The organism is Desulfomarina sp. (assembly GCF_054039375.1).
In genome coordinates this window covers 1-14,285 of the sequence record NZ_JBPLBA010000269.1, presented here as the reverse complement: position 1 = coordinate 14,285, position 14,285 = coordinate 1, and the positions used below count along the sequence as shown (strand labels likewise).

Annotated in this window: 13 protein-coding genes; all 13 read right to left on the bottom strand. The window is 46.6% G+C overall.

The window, feature by feature from the left end; genetic code table 11:
* Positions 1 to 203: 203 nt before the first annotated feature.
* A complete protein-coding gene (locus tag ACXLDX_RS14705; protein ID WP_457577941.1) occupies positions 204 to 908 on the bottom strand; it encodes a TadE family protein in 705 nt (234 codons plus the stop codon).
* A gap of 61 nt (positions 909 to 969) precedes the next feature.
* Positions 970 to 1,437 carry a tetratricopeptide repeat protein gene (locus ACXLDX_RS14700; protein ID WP_457577940.1) on the bottom strand — a complete coding sequence of 156 codons (468 nt, stop codon included), beginning with the start codon at positions 1,435 to 1,437 and terminating at the stop codon, positions 970 to 972.
* Positions 1,422 to 1,775 (bottom strand): DUF192 domain-containing protein, encoded by a 354-nt coding sequence (locus ACXLDX_RS14695; protein WP_457577939.1) that lies wholly within the window; start codon positions 1,773 to 1,775, stop codon positions 1,422 to 1,424. The genes ACXLDX_RS14700 and ACXLDX_RS14695 overlap by 16 nt, the downstream gene beginning before the upstream one ends.
* Complete coding sequence (locus ACXLDX_RS14690; protein ID WP_457577938.1) at positions 1,772 to 2,662, bottom strand: type II secretion system F family protein; 891 nt, start codon at positions 2,660 to 2,662, stop codon at positions 1,772 to 1,774. Before ACXLDX_RS14690 ends, ACXLDX_RS14695 begins: the two co-directional genes overlap by 4 nt.
* Complete coding sequence (locus ACXLDX_RS14685; protein ID WP_457577937.1) at positions 2,655 to 3,539, bottom strand: type II secretion system F family protein; 885 nt, start codon at positions 3,537 to 3,539, stop codon at positions 2,655 to 2,657. Before ACXLDX_RS14685 ends, ACXLDX_RS14690 begins: the two co-directional genes overlap by 8 nt.
* Positions 3,540 to 3,664: 125 nt before the next feature.
* Positions 3,665 to 5,422, bottom strand: a complete 1,758-nt coding sequence (locus ACXLDX_RS14680; protein ID WP_457577936.1) for a TadA family conjugal transfer-associated ATPase — start codon at positions 5,420 to 5,422, stop codon at positions 3,665 to 3,667.
* A 53-nt stretch (positions 5,423 to 5,475) separates the two neighbouring features.
* Complete coding sequence (locus tag ACXLDX_RS14675) at positions 5,476 to 6,990, bottom strand: type II and III secretion system protein family protein (protein WP_457577935.1); 1,515 nt, start codon at positions 6,988 to 6,990, stop codon at positions 5,476 to 5,478.
* A gap of 88 nt (positions 6,991 to 7,078) precedes the next feature.
* On the bottom strand, positions 7,079 to 8,803 hold the full coding sequence (cpaB, locus tag ACXLDX_RS14670; RefSeq protein WP_457577934.1) for a Flp pilus assembly protein CpaB: 1,725 nt from the start codon (positions 8,801 to 8,803) through the stop codon (positions 7,079 to 7,081).
* Positions 8,804 to 8,906: 103 nt separating this feature from the next.
* Positions 8,907 to 9,272 carry a hypothetical protein gene (locus ACXLDX_RS14665; protein WP_457577933.1) on the bottom strand — a complete coding sequence of 122 codons (366 nt, stop codon included), beginning with the start codon at positions 9,270 to 9,272 and terminating at the stop codon, positions 8,907 to 8,909.
* A 124-nt stretch (positions 9,273 to 9,396) separates the two neighbouring features.
* Positions 9,397 to 10,086 carry a hypothetical protein gene (locus ACXLDX_RS14660; RefSeq protein ID WP_457577932.1) on the bottom strand — a complete coding sequence of 230 codons (690 nt, stop codon included), beginning with the start codon at positions 10,084 to 10,086 and terminating at the stop codon, positions 9,397 to 9,399.
* Complete coding sequence (locus ACXLDX_RS14655) at positions 10,079 to 11,011, bottom strand: hypothetical protein (protein ID WP_457577931.1); 933 nt, start codon at positions 11,009 to 11,011, stop codon at positions 10,079 to 10,081. Before ACXLDX_RS14655 ends, ACXLDX_RS14660 begins: the two co-directional genes overlap by 8 nt.
* A gap of 44 nt (positions 11,012 to 11,055) precedes the next feature.
* Positions 11,056 to 13,203, bottom strand: coding sequence for a pilus assembly protein TadG-related protein (locus ACXLDX_RS14650; protein ID WP_457577930.1), 2,148 nt, complete (start codon positions 13,201 to 13,203; stop codon positions 11,056 to 11,058).
* A 193-nt stretch (positions 13,204 to 13,396) separates the two neighbouring features.
* Complete coding sequence (locus ACXLDX_RS14645) at positions 13,397 to 13,672, bottom strand: hypothetical protein (RefSeq protein ID WP_457577929.1); 276 nt, start codon at positions 13,670 to 13,672, stop codon at positions 13,397 to 13,399.
* Positions 13,673 to 14,285 lie beyond the last annotated feature (613 nt).

The following is a 14,285-nucleotide window of genomic DNA, read 5'->3' as shown; positions in this document are numbered from 1 at the left end:
GTGCAGGAGTTGAGCTGGAAGTCCTGCCGGCAATCTATGTAGATATCAATGCCAATTACAGGTTTGAAACCTGGGATTTTGATGCGATAAAAGAGGACATCGATACGGACACGATAACCCTTGGTGCCCAGGTTCGGATGGAATTTTAACGGGTAAGAAGAAAAACCGGGGGGCACCTTGAAAACAGAAAGTTACCTTCAAGTTTAAGGGGAGTGCCTGCTGTATCCGTCGCTTTGTTCAATCGGAGTCTGCATCCGCATGACTGCAGTCGCAGTGAGAGGGATCACCGGTTCCTGATCTTTATCGATACAGACAGGATCCTGTGCCCATTTGCAGAAAGAATTTTTACTGTCTTTTGTTTTGCAGCAGATAAACGTATTGAATATCAATTTATTCACAAAAGGCACATAAAGGGGGTACCAGTAGGTGATCCGGAGGTGCAGCAGGTTGGCATCCTGAATGGATGTTCTTGATTTCTCGTGTACACGTGAAGAGCGAAAACTGAGTGTATCATTTGCTATTTCTTCATCAGCGGCAAAATCAAGGAAGGACGCATCTGACGGTGACAGCCTCTCAATCCGGATAAGCTTGTTGGGAGAATCAAACTCTTTATAAATTCTGTTTCTGGCGATTTGAAAGGCTCCGATTTGATCTTCTGCAGTGTAACTGCTGTCATGGCGTTTTTTCCGCAGGTCACTGTCAGATTCAAAATAACTGTATAAGGGCGCGAGTCCTCGGGCAAAGCCCTCCCTGACTTCTTCAAATTTCCCATGACCTAGTGTTCCTGCCCGGACAGCTTCAAATGCTGCATAGTTCAAGGTGATTTTGGCATGGAAGATAAGTGCAAACTGAATTGTTCCGAAGATCAGCAGCAGCATCACCGGCAGAATAACGAGAAATTCTGTCATGCTTTGTCCCGCTTGAGAGTTACCCCAATCCGACTGAGTTTCATGGGCAGTCTGATACCTGTTATTGTAATTTTTTATCATCTTCCTGTTGCAGCAGTTTCATAAGGCCAAGGCGCATTTGTTCTCCACTCATGCCAACCGGATCATCGTCTTTCGAATAAAGTTCCATGTCGATGAAAGTTTTTAATGCTGTTCGTGTCTGGATAAGTCCCATATTGTACCATGCTTTACCCATTTCAGGATCATTGAGAAGGGCCTTCTGGTAGGCTGAAACTGCTTTCTGCGGTTTGTCAGACTTTGCATAGGCATTACCCAGCCTGAACCAGAGATCCGCATCCATTGGTACTTCCCTGGTCAATATTTCCAGTTTTGCGATGGCACTGCTGTAATCCTTGTTGAAGTAGGACAGGGATGCCTCATCGCGCAGTTTGAGAAGGTCTTTTGACGCACATCCCTGTACCAGAACTATAAAGAAGATGCAAAAGGGCACGAACAGAAAACGCATGCGGTTCATTATCGAGTCGTCCATGTCAGCCTGTCTCCTTGTTGAATTCCAGAGATATGAACCTGTCCCGCCATAAGTTCAAGGACCGAGCTGGCCTGCAGACATGTGGACAGTCGGCCCGGTTTCATATGTGATTTAATACGGATGACTTTGTCCTCTCTGTCAAGAAACAGGACATCAATTGGTATTTTCATAAAAAAAGTGTGAATTGAATTGCAGGGTTTGATCAAAAGCCCATGTCCCTCCTCAAGACTTGCAGTTCCAAGCAGTCCACGTATTCGCTCAAAACAGCTTTCCGTTCTGTTTATATGGGAAAAGAGAGGAATCCGTGATGAGTTTATGAAGATTTTTCCGGTAATCAAAAATATCCTCCCTGGATAAATTTGATGGCAATGGGGAAAGCAAGGACAATGAAGGTGGTCGGAAAAATAAAAATGACCAGGGGGCCAAGGAGTTTGACGGGGGCTTCCATGGCTTTTTTTTCGGCGCGTTGAAAACGTTCGCTCCGACGTTGTTCCGCCTGAACACGCAGTACCGTTGCCATGCTCGATCCCATTTTTTCCGCCTGAACAACAGCATTGACGAAACTCGTTATTTCCTGGAGTTCCAGACGTTCCGCCATGCGCTGCAATGCCTTTGTGCGGCTGATACCGGAACGGATATCTCGGAGAACGATGCCGAATTCAATCACCAGCGGTCCCGGAGGTGCTTTTTTTCTTGCCTGTTCAATGGCACCGGAGAAATTCAGTCCGGCTTCAACAGCCATGGTGATAAAATCGAGATTTGCCGGAAGAGAACGTAGAATCTCTTCTACCTGTTTTTTCCTGATGTCCCTGATCCAGATATCGGGGTAGAAAAAACCTGCTCCCGGCAGAACCAGGTAAAGTATGGGATTCCAATGGCCGGTTATTTTAAGGAAAAGATAGCCGACGAGCAGGATAATGAATGCAGAAAAAAGTCGCAGGGCTATAAATTCTTCGGCCATCATCATATAGGCAAGCCCGTTACGCCGCAGTCTTTCCTCAACACTTTTGAGGTAGGGAAATGGCAGCATAGAGCACAGATAATAGGCGATGATACGCACCAGAGGCCAGATAAAACTCAACAGTGAAGGCAGGGGATCTTTGAATTCCCGGTCGTCTTCCGGGACTGTCCGACTCAATTGTAGAACAGCCATTAGAGTCAGGAACACAGACGTGGCGACAGTAAGTCCCAGTGCGATATTGAAATAAGTTTCCATTTTATACATCAATCGTGGTTATTTTCCTGATAGCCAGAAACCCGAGGGTTTGCATACAGATAATGGTGATCATTGTCAGCCAGCCGATCTTGGTGGTAAACAACATGGACATGGATTGCGGCTCTATGCGCAGCAGGGCAAGCAGCAGGAATACAGGCAGACAGCTCATAACTATTCCCTGGAGTTTTCCCTGGGCGGTGAGGCTTTCGACCTTGCCTTCCATAACCAGCTTTCTGCGAAGTGTTTCTGCCAGTGATTCAAGTGTTTCAGCAAGATTACCTCCGACCTCACTGGATATGCGAATTGCTGACAGGGCAAGGGAGAGATCTTCCAGGGGGATCCTGTGTTCCATGTTATTAAAAGCTGTATTTCGATCCACTCCCAGTTTTCTTTCACGGACATAGAGACTGAATTCCTGGGAAAGTGGCGGAGAGCTGTCTTTTATCAGGTTGTCAAAGGCAATGGGCAGGCTGGAGCCTGATTTGATGGAACCGGAAAGCATTAACAGGGCATCGGGAAGCTGTTTTTCAAATTTTTTTAACCGTTTCTTAATCATTGTTTTGAGGAAGAGGTAGGGGGAAAAAAGTATGATGAAAAACACAAGGATGCCGAGGGATATTTTTTCGGAGAGAATGACGACAATGAGAGGGAACAGGAAGACAGCCGAAATATAGTAATAAAAATACCTGGAAATATCGATAAACATGAAAAGTTCAGAGAACTTGTCAGTTGTCATTTCCGTGACAACATCTCTGTAGTGATTCATCTTATCGTACATCTTGATGAAAAACAGCCAGGCAAAAATACCAGCCGAAGCAGAGACCAGGCAGGTGATAATAATATTGGCAGTCACTGATGATTCAGGAAGAAAAAATTGTGTATTCAATCGTAATATTCTCCTTATAAATACGGGTGGATACAGATAATAGTTCGCCGGGCAGCAGTCTCTTCCGGCCACAGCGGGGAACTGTCATACCGATGTGGTGGTGTCGTGTCAGCATCCGGATGATTCTAATTGTTCAAGTTCTCCTGTTGAAAAATACGCATATCAACAGAGACACCCTGTTGCTTCAGCGTTTCATAAAATTCGGGGATATGGCCTGTGCTTTGAAATTCTCCAAGAACTGTGCCGTCCTCTCCAATCCCAAGTTGTTTAAAGACAAAGATATCCTGCATTTGTACAACTCCGGTTTCCATACCGGTGATTTCTGTGATATGGGTGATTTTTCTGCTGCCGTCAGAAAATCTGGACTGTTGTACAATCAGGTGCACGGCGGAGGCAATCTGTTCACGTATGGCTTTTTCGGGAAGCTCCATGCCGGCCATCATAATCATTACCTCCAGTCTGGAAATAAGATCACGTGGACTGTTGGCATGGACAGTGGTCAGGGAGCCGTCATGTCCGGTATTCATTGCCTGGAGCATATCCAGAGTCTCGCCGCTTCTGCACTCTCCAACGACGATGCGGTCCGGTCGCATCCGGAGGCAGTTTTTGACAAGATCGCGGATATGTACTGCTCCTTTTCCTTCCATGTTGGCCGGTCTGGCTTCCAGGGAGACAACGTGGGGCTGGCCAAGTTTTAACTCGGCGGAATCCTCCACGGTAATGATGCGTTCATCATGGGAGATAAAATCAGAAAGTACGTTGAGAAGAGTGGTTTTACCACTGCCGGTTCCACCTGATATGATAATGTTTTTTCGATAGCGGACTGCGTTTTGCAGGAACAGTACCATCGGTTCCGAGATAGAGCCGAAGCGGATAAAGTCTCTGATATCCAGTTTCTTTTTGGAAAATTTACGTATAGTCAGGCAGGGCCCGTGAATTGCAAGAGGAGGAATTATCGCGTTTACCCTGGAACCATCCTGCAACCTGCCGTCAACCATTGGCGAACTTTCGTCTATCCGTCTGCCCAGGGGAGATACGATACGTTCAATCACCGAGAGGACTGCATTGTTGCTGCTGAAGGTGATTTTTGATTTTCGTAACTTGCCATCAGTCTCGAAATAGATATCATCATACCTGTTGACCATGATTTCAGTGATGGAATTATCAGCCAGTAAGTCCTCCAGCGGACCGAGACCGATGGCTTCATCGATTACCTCTTTGGCCAGTCGTTCACGGTCGACTTCCGGGGGGAGACTGGCTGACATCTTTTTGACAATGGAGGTGACCAGCATTTTAATGGTTTCGGCCAACTCTTCGTTATTCATGGATTCGACGTCAGTACGGCGTAAGTCCATGGCTTCCATCAATTTTTTATGTATTTTTTTATGCCACGTGAAACGTTGTTTATCACGGATATATTCAGCCTTGTTTTCTTCCACCGGAGACTGACGGACTCCATAGCTTTTCTGCAGGGAATGACTGTTGTCGGTTGCCTGGTCCGCATTTTCAGAAGATGGGACGGGGGACGATTTTTTCTGCGGAGCCGGAGGTTTTATATCTGTATCATTCTTTGCAGCGGGACGATTGATTTTATCAGGAATGACGGAGATCCGGTAATTGCCAATGCTGATGATGTCTTTCTCCGTAAGCGGCCCAAAGGTGGTGATTGATTCGCCATTAACCAGGGTACCGATACCGGATGAGATGTCGGTGACAAACAGTCCACCGTCTTTTTCGTCAATCTGTGCATGGGTTCCGGCGATACGCCATCCCTTGAGAGAGACAAAATTTTTACCGGAGCGGCCGATTGAGCAACTGGTGGCATCGCAATGTCTGCGGTCGAGCTCCATGCCTTTTTCATTTTGAATGATAATTGTAAGCATTTATCAGATGATCTCTTTGCTGTGATTAACAGTTGCCAGGTGTCGTTTATTGACTATTCCAGGATCTCTTTTCCCTTCACAAGACTATCGAATTCTTTTTTGATTTTTTCGCTCTGGGTTTTCTTTTCAGCAATTATGGGGGCGGATGGATCGTAAATATAGGGTGTTACAAATATAACAAGTTCTGAACGCTGGTTTTTAAAATCCTGAGAACTGAACAGGGGGGCAAGGATAGGTATTTCTCCGAGCCATTTCACCCTGTCGTAGTCGTTATGGGCCAGATCCTGCACCAGGCCCGCTATGACCAGTGTTTCCCCTTCGCGCAGGCTGACATCGGTTGAGGTACTCCGGGTCAGAAGGCCGACATAATCGCCAAAATTATTCCCCGTATCAATAGTACTGATCTCTGTTTCAAGGTGTGCCAGGATGTTGTTGCTGGCATCCACCAGCGGTTCAACTTTTAATATGATACCGTATTTTTTATATTCAACATTGACCTGACCTGTGACGGAAGTTGTTGAAATAGGATACTCACCGCCGGCATGGAACTCTGCCTTGCTGCCTGACCGGGTGCTGAGTTGAGGTTCCGCCAGGATGACCCCGTTGCCGTTCTGCAGGGAAAGATTTATGATGGATGTAAGGCTGGTGGTAATACCGAAATATCCTCTTGAAGTCTGTAGATTGGGGCCTTTGGGAGCGGTGAGTACTTTGGAGGTGCCATCTGCGTTCAGTACGGTACCGCCACTTCGTGAGTGTTCAAGGCCAAACACAAAAGACGGGCCGGTCAATCCCTTTTTGGCCAGTCCCCAGTCAATGCCGAGTTTTTCTGTAATGCTTTTACTCAGCTCCATGATTTTGACCTTCATATAGACCATTTTGCCGGTGACGGCTTTCTGGGTACGGGTTAAGTTCATGATATTTTGATATTTCTTTTCGACGGTGGAGATCAGCGCGTTCATCTCCTGGCTCACCTCCCCGGTAAGGACAGTATAGCCTCCAATATCACGGACACTCAGGTTGGGGATTTCCTTGAGGAGAGTGGCAATTTCAGAACGGACATCCCTTGCCGTAACAAGGTTCAGCACGTTCTTGTATCTCTTCATAATGAGATCATATTGAGCCTTGTTTTTCTGGGGAACTTTTCCTTTCACGACCGTCAGTTCCCCGATACGCTGTACTGAAACACCCTGGAAATCCTTTAAGAGAGTTGATAGCTCAACAAAAAGGTCCATTTTTTCTTTTTCATTGACAATAACGTCAAACTGCTGCTCTTTCCCGTTTTTCAGCCAGATATGCATGGTTGTTACACCGACGGAATCTGCCAGCAGAACCAGCTGACCCTGCGGGAGGATTGAGTTGCTGACTATGGCTGGATTGCCGATGGCCACCCTCTCAATTTTGTCTATCTCCATCACCTTGATTTCTCCCAAAAACATTGAGATACTGTCACGGGCCATCAGCTGGAATGGGGAGATAAGCAGGGCGGAAAAAAAGGTCAAACAACAGCATAAAAGAAGAAATAGCCTGGAAAGGGGAAAGGATTTGTTTTTAAAAGTATGCAATGTCATAGTGCCTGTCCTGATGATATTGAGGGCGTGACAAATAATATTGGATCTAAACTTGTCGTGTCCTGAAAACATTTCTGTAAAAACCTTGTTATTTTTTTTGTACCGTCTGGCCGCTATCGTCTTCTATCTGTACCTTGAATGTTTTTGCGGAGCCTGAACTTGCCCCTCCGACAATGTACTCAACTTCGTAAGGAATATATTGTCGAACCGAGGGAGTGCGTTTTTTTCCAATGGAGGATAAAAAGTCCGGATCCTGAGTGGCGCTCACTCCTTTAAGGACAATGCTCTTGTCGAAGGGCAGTGAACCGCCTGCCCCGGCCTGTTTTTCCCGTTCAACGATCTCAGCGGCGGTAAGTGGCTTTCCATTCTCATCGACGACTTTTCCGTTTTTGTCCAGGTGGATACCCGGCAGCTTTGTCCCGTCTTTTGCCCGAACAGTACCGTCCCTGCCTACGGTTACAAGATCCCTGGCCGTATACACCTTGCCGGTGGAGTCTGTAATGGTGCCGTCTTTATTAACAGTCATGGCCGGGGTAAAATGGACCCTGCCGTCCTTTCCGACAGATAACTGACTGGCGGTAACTACTCTTCCGTCTCTGGTCCGTACCCTGCCGTCCCTGCCAACGGTGAGGCCTGATAAAACCTGACCATCACTGGTGACAACATGTCCTTTTCTGTCAATGAGAAAACCGCCTTTGGCTGTTTTATAGCCGTTACTGCCAAGGACTGTCCCGTTACTGTCAACCAGTGTTCCGTCTTTACCTGCGACCAGGCTGGAGGTGTCGACAAGTTTTCCGTCAGCTGTCCGAATGTGCCCGTCGCGTCCGACAATCAGGTCGCGTCCTGAAAGAACGGTGCCGTCTTTTGTGACCACCAGGCCGTTGCTGTTCAGGTGCACGTTGGGATCTTTGATGACGATGCCGTCTCTTGTAACAAGCTGCCCTTTGCTGTTGAGGTGGATGCCGCTGAGGTTTCTGTTGTGGCGCTTGCTGACAGCTGCCTCCAGCAATTCCCTGGTGTTGGTTATGAGGTCGGAAATATCAATTTTGCTGAAAAGGATCCCGCTGGTGTCTGCGGTATTACGCAGCGCGGTAACCAGCTCTCCCCGTGAATCGGCAAGGGAGATAATGGCGGCTTCCTTCGGGGTGACTTCAAGGGTGAAGGTGTTATAAGCGCGATGCCGGTTTTCGGTGCTGGAATGTTTAAATTCATATTCGTTGGGACGGGCGGTTGATTTATCGGTAGCAAGAACGAGTACATCTTCAAGAATGGGAATAATGACATCACCGCTACTGTTTTCTCCGGCAGAGGGCAGGCTCCCGGCGGAAATTTTAACGAAAAGGTCAATGAAGTTACCCGGTCTGACCATTCCTGAATTTGAGTTTATTTCATCCACCTGGATACTGAACGCCCGGTGCCCGGGCTGAATAGTACCTGCGAAGTCTTTGGGGATACGGAGATCAATATAATCTTGTGCCAGCATTTTTCCTTGCTGCAGGGGTTTTATCAGGATTGCGCCCTTGATGGATTCAAATTGTTTTGGGCTGAAGACATCGCTGTTGACGTAATCCTTCGGTACTGTCCGGACGGACATGGTGGAAGTGTTCACCACGCTGCCGACCGGCAGATTCCTGCTGGCCACGATGACATGCGTCATTTCTTTTTTCTGTGGTGCAAGGCGTTTTTTTAAGCTGCGTTCCAGGTAATTGAGGTATAAAACCGTTCCCAGGCCGGCGAGGACGGCAAAGACCAGGGCCGCAATAAAGAGTTTTCTGGTTTTGCCCTGGGGGTTGTCTTTGCGGGGAGTTTTCATAACAGACGTTGTTGTTGAAGGTTTAATTATAAAATCACCTGCATCCTGTCAGCCGAAGCTACCTGGATGGTTTTTCATTATATTGAATGCACAGTGATATGTATCAGAACATTTTTTTTATAAGTTCCATGAGATCCTTGATCGAGTCACTGGACGGCATCTGGCCATGAAAAATATCGGGTATGATCTGTGTTCCTATAATATGGCCTATTTGTTTTATGGAATTAATGATATGGGAAACCTTGTTTATATCCTTTTTCACCTCATCATCAAATTTTTTGCTGGGAGGATCGGAAATGGAGACAGCAAATGCATAACTGTTGTATTTATCATGCATGGTGTGGCTCATGACCTGATAAATTGTTTTTGTCGTGGGAGGGAGGATAAGCAGAATCATCACAATCACCAGGTATTCAACAGTGGACTGTCCACGCTGGTTGAAAAATGGGTCGGAATTGATGGTCATCATTTTCTGTTCCTTGATTTATCTGAAAATCCTCAGCGCCGAAAGATGTTCTGCCTCAGTCGGATTTTCATTACTCTGTTACAGCCCGAGGGCATAAAAGACCGGACTCCTGGCACCGGTCATGGTATTATCCGTTTTCCATCAGTGTCATGACTATTTTTGTGGTCTTTCCGCTATTGCTTAAAACCAGGTGAGCCTGCCTGTTATGTTGCCGGAAAGATAAAACCGATCCCTTTTCTCCGCTTTTATCCATGATCAGATTCCAGCCACGCGCCGTATAATATTGTCGGTAGTAGGCTGTATTACTGGGAATGGAAAATTTATTGACAAGGAGCAGGGTACGTCCCCTGCTTCCGGGATCACTGCTTGAGACATCATTGATAATCTGACTGCCGCTCATCCTGGGAATGGACCTGGTCTGTTGCCTGCGGATTCCGGCAAGGTCGGCAACCGCAAGATATCCCCTGATATGCAGATCCTCATCCTGCTGGACCTGTACCGTGTATAAAAATTTTCCTTCGAGCCTGGAAATGACATTCCACGGAGCAACATGAGCTTCTCTGTAGCCGGATTTACGGGGGCCTCTGTCACTCCATTTCTGTCTGTAGAATTTCAGCAGATCTTCAGCGTTCCGGTATGCTTCAAAATAATATACTTTTGAGGGCAACCCGTTAATCAGCATACTCTTGGCAATACCCGTGATGTCCAGCCATTTCGGCGAGGGGATTTTTTTCGGTGAACCGAAGGCGTATGAGGGCTGTACTACAGAAAGAATACACAGGACAAGGAGACAGTAGAGGAGAGGTTGTTTATTCATAGTAATATAACCCCTCATGGTTCTTTAGTTTTTTTGAATTTCCCTCAATATATTCATACGGAACGAGGTCATCTTTGACGTAGCCGAAATCCGGTGCCGAGGGCAGTTGTATTTCCAGAAACGGAATATGGGAGAGAGTTGAGTTGAGACCGGATATTATGCCATTCACACTATCGCTGATCGGTTTTAATGCAGCGGTGAAAACCAGTCCCCTGGTTTCAGCCGTTGCGTTTTCCGTGCTGCCGCTGTTCCAGCCATTCGTAAGGACAGAAGCCTTTGCCGTGATTTGAAGGGGGGTTGGGGTGTTTTCAGTTTTCACATCAGAGAGTGAATAGCGTGGCAGGATATCATCAATGGAGCGGGTTTCAATGGTGACGTCTGATGTAAAATATCCTTTAGTATATATTGCATCAAATTTGGCATCCACATGGACGAATTCCATTATATCGCCAAAAAGTGTGGTCACATCATTGAAGAGATCAAAGATAAAATCCAGTATTCCTTTCAGGCCGTCAGGGGTTTTGTGTTCCGCGATGGCTCCACCCGTAATGATTTGTCCTGGCTCAGTGAACAGCGAATCTCCCCTGTGGTCAAACCATACGGGGTTGTGCCTGAATTGCATGGATGGTTTTCCGTAGGCTGGATCCGTGGGGTCGCTGAAGAAGTAGAGCAATCCTTTTTTACGGGTGTCGGTGTACTGTGCGGTTTTGGCACTCTGGCTTCTTTTGATATCGTTCATGACCCGCTCGTGGGGACCGTTCCAGACCGTATATTCCCAGGCCTCGAAACGGGCCTGGGAAATAGCCGCGTGTTTAATATCTATGTATTTTCCAAGCAGGGGCACAATCAGGAAAAGAGGGATCAGAAGAAAGACTGAAGCGATAATAAATTCTGTTGCCGCCTGTCCCTGCATGTTGAAAATCATGTTGGGTTTTCCCTGATTTTTCATTGGTCTTTAAATATCCGAGGTCAAAACAGTTTGAGTATCTTTTCCAGTTGGGCGATAAGACCTTTCATCCCGGGTATCTCCTCGGCCTCGTGCTTTGGCAGCCAGATTTTTTTGTGCTGTATTGCCATGGCCAGAAAACGGTCGAAATCTGTTGTTTTCACCAGCCTGGCCTGCCAGAATGGGCTGAAAACATTGGGAAGTTCATTTTTTTTATCACTACGCAGAAAATAGCTGAGATCCTGCGGTCGTTTGAAATAGAGCTCCGATTTGGCAATGGCTCCGACAAGGTCGGTCTCAGGATGCTCGTTGATCAGGTTCAGTTTTCCTGCGAATTTTGGATCATTTTTGTGGATATCATCGTATGACCTGATTACCCCCACCATAAAAAACGGAGCTGCAAACGGCAGTGTAAAGCTGGAGTCATCCTTTGGCTGATCGTTTATGTCCCGATATGCCCGAAGCCCACCGTATGGGGATCCCGGCACCTCATTTTCCTCAAGTTCCAGTGCCGCACCTTCCCATGCCACCCACCGTCCATATGGATAGCCGGCACTGCCGTATGCTTTCGGTTTACCATAAGCACCCAGGGTTGGCGGGAGGTCCAGGGGGGTGAGGATGTCTTTCTCGTTTCCGTTGGTTGCCTGGTAACCGCCACCGCCTGCTGGTATGGCGGGATCAATGGGGATTCCCATGATAACCAGTTCCGCTTCAAGGACCGCTGTGTCAATAGCGGACCAGACATAGCTGTTTCCCTTGTGTCTGACTTCGGATCCTCCCTTGCTGTCAAGCCCGAGAAAGAGCTTGAGGTGGCCGAAATGGAGAGGGCCTACGTGAAGGTTTTTGTCAAAACCAAAGCCGAATTCCCAGTCACGGTTATAATATTTGTAATCCAGGCCAAAAATATCTTTGTCCCATACCGGTGGGCCGCCACTTGAAAACGGGTCCCTTGCCTCCCGGATAGTTGCGGCCATCCGCTGCATCCCTTCATTCTCTTCATTTGCGGAACCATGGCCCTTTTTGCTGTCATCCTGCAGTTTTTTTTCAGCAGCAGCCAGATCTTTTTTGTCTTTTTTGAGTTTTATATTGGCGTTATGCAGTTTTGATTTGAGTTTATCGACTTTCTTTCTGTCCTGTTCGACAAGTTTTTTGAGTTTATTGATTTTCTTCTTTTCTTTCTGCAGTTTTTGATTGCATTTCCCATGCTTTGTGTCGTTCTGCTCTTTATCGCAGTTTGCCTTGTCTTTTTTGTATTGTCTTTCAGCTTTGGCAAGTTTTGCCTTATCTCTGGCTTCTTTTTTTGCAGCTTTGCTTATCTGTTTTTGTATTTCCGCTATTTTCTTCCTGTCGTTTTCTATCTTCTTTTTCTCCCGGGCGATCCTTTTTTTATCTTTTTTTATTTGTCTGCTGTCCTTCCCCGGTTTGTTGTGAGGTTTTTTCTGTTTTGATGCACTGTATCGTTTTGTATGAGTATTAAGGTAGGATGGAAGATGGCCGACCAGGGCCAGGAGACCGAAATCTGAGAGACGGGCACCCGGTTTGTTTTTATCAAACATATTGAGAATGTTAAAAGGAGTTGTTCCCGGCACATTGTCTTCCAGGCTTTTCAGGATATTGGAGGTTACCAGAACAATAGTCACAGAGTGGTATATTTCCTGGCTGTAGCTGTATACCTGGTTTACTGTTGTAAGGCCGAAGGTGACAGGGGTTGCGATGGCAGCCATGACCTGTTCAGCTCCTTCACCGACATCTTCGATTACGTCACCGATATCTTCAAGAATTTCCACAATGGCAGTGATGATTCCTTCAATGACATCTCCAACGGTGATAATGGCAAAGAGCCATGAAGTCGCTATTTCGAGGATTCCGGCATAGGTATCAATATATTGACCTGATGTCTTTAATTCATCCGCAAAGGAGAGTATCCCCACCATCTGGCCTATGGCAACTTCATTGGCGGCCATGGCACGGTTTGTATAGGCGGTGAAATTAAGGGCACGTGCTTCCAGTGTTGCAGCACCGTAGGCGGCCGCGTCAGCGCCATTCTGCAACTGCATCTTTTCACTGGTCAATCGACCTGATTGAAAGAGGAATATGGTGCTGAGGAGGACGACGCCGATAAGAGTCAGCAGAAAAACAGATGACTGTCCTTTGTTGTTACTCAGTTGCAATGGCCGATACCATCCTGTTACTTATCCGGAAAAAGAATTATGGCATAAAATCTGCGACAGCTTCTTTTTTCATTCCCTGATTTCTGTCCGTGAAAGGTCGGGTTTGCAGTTTGCTTATGTTCTTTACTGACAACGACGATCCAGTCCGCCCATGTTCTGCATAACCCAACCGTCTCCCCACAGCCTGTGGTTTTTATTTTTTACCACCCGCTTCACGTGTGTTGTAGTCCTTCAGAGTCACATCTGTTCCACCCTCGGTGGCAGCCTGGTCTGCAGAATCTTTCGCAGCACCAATGGCATCGCCTGCGGCTCCTGTATCACCGGCAAGTGATTCACTCATGGCTGCAGTCTGGTTGCGAACTGTTTTGCCGAAATACGAAAAAGCCGCGACACAGGCAAGGGCAACAACAGCAACAATAATGATATATTCGGTCATTCCCTGACCCTTCTCGTTTCGAATAAATTTCATTGAATTTCCTCCTGGTAAAAGAACGGTTATCGTTTTGTTGATGGATTATATCATAATGAATTCGAAAGACAAAATTAGTCGAATTATTTTTTTACAGAGTCTTTCCAGGCCTGATACAGCCTTCAATAAAATGTTGTTTCCGGGCAATTTTTCACAAGCAGGAGTTATGTTTTTTCGTGGAGATTGTGGCTGGAAGTCCCGTGACGGGCAAAGGATTTGAGACCACCTTGAAAAATGCCTTTCAGGGCGGTCTCTGGAATAAAGGAAATACAACACTCCCTGCTGTTTGGGAGTCTGTGGATGTGGTTGTTTTGTCAGGAGTATTTCAAAAATCACCTTGTACTGGTTTGAAAATAATCTGGACTGACATTTTTCTTTTTAAATTTCTTGTCAATTGAGATTTCCAGTGATTTTTGACCGTAGACTAACCTGATAAAGCAGGCACATCCACAATTCTGCAGAGTTTCATGGGTAAGTTTTTTTTAAGGTACCCTGGCTTCTTTACCCTTTATGGTCATGGCTTTCTTTTACAGTCCAGATAAAGAGCAGGGGGATAAAAAGCAGGGTCAGAAAGGTGCCGACAAGCAGACCGCCGATGGCGACTGCGCCGAGG

Bases quoted from the DNA above. Each gene is read 5' to 3' on its own strand.
- ACXLDX_RS14675 (WP_457577935.1), bottom strand. From the start codon at position 6,990: ATGACATTGCATACTTTTAAAAACAAATCCTTTCCCCTTTCCAGGCTA.
- ACXLDX_RS14655 (WP_457577931.1), bottom strand. From the start codon at position 11,011: ATGATTTTCAACATGCAGGGACAGGCGGCAACAGAATTTATTATCGCT.
- ACXLDX_RS14705 (WP_457577941.1), bottom strand. From the start codon at position 908: ATGACAGAATTTCTCGTTATTCTGCCGGTGATGCTGCTGCTGATCTTC.
- ACXLDX_RS14645 (WP_457577929.1), bottom strand. From the start codon at position 13,672: ATGAAATTTATTCGAAACGAGAAGGGTCAGGGAATGACCGAATATATC.
- cpaB (WP_457577934.1), bottom strand. From the start codon at position 8,803: ATGAAAACTCCCCGCAAAGACAACCCCCAGGGCAAAACCAGAAAACTC.
- ACXLDX_RS14680 (WP_457577936.1), bottom strand. From the start codon at position 5,422: ATGCTTACAATTATCATTCAAAATGAAAAAGGCATGGAGCTCGACCGC.
- ACXLDX_RS14700 (WP_457577940.1), bottom strand. From the start codon at position 1,437: ATGGACGACTCGATAATGAACCGCATGCGTTTTCTGTTCGTGCCCTTT.
- ACXLDX_RS14660 (WP_457577932.1), bottom strand. From the start codon at position 10,086: ATGAATAAACAACCTCTCCTCTACTGTCTCCTTGTCCTGTGTATTCTT.
- ACXLDX_RS14665 (WP_457577933.1), bottom strand. From the start codon at position 9,272: ATGATGACCATCAATTCCGACCCATTTTTCAACCAGCGTGGACAGTCC.
- ACXLDX_RS14690 (WP_457577938.1), bottom strand. From the start codon at position 2,662: ATGTATAAAATGGAAACTTATTTCAATATCGCACTGGGACTTACTGTC.